General features: G+C 55.0%; 1 rRNA gene. It reads left to right on the top strand.

The annotated features are described in order from the left end of the window. Window positions 1-251, top strand: a 16S ribosomal RNA gene (locus tag FQ746_RS02745); the annotation flags it as partial.

The following is a 251-nucleotide window of genomic DNA, read 5'->3' as shown; positions in this document are numbered from 1 at the left end:
CCCAGACTCCTACGGGAGGCAGCAGTGGGGAATTTTGGACAATGGGCGAAAGCCTGATCCAGCAATGCCGCGTGTGTGAAGAAGGCCTTCGGGTTGTAAAGCACTTTTGTCCGGAAAGAAAACCTCCGGGTTAATACCCTGGGGGGATGACGGTACCGGAAGAATAAGCACCGGCTAACTACGTGCCAGCAGCCGCGGTAATACGTAGGGTGCAAGCGTTAATCGGAATTACTGGGCGTAAAGCGTGCGCA

Source organism: Paraburkholderia sp. BCC1886, assembly GCF_900996245.1.
Lineage (GTDB): Bacteria > Pseudomonadota > Gammaproteobacteria > Burkholderiales > Burkholderiaceae > Paraburkholderia.
This window is presented reverse-complemented; position numbering and strand designations above follow the sequence as displayed.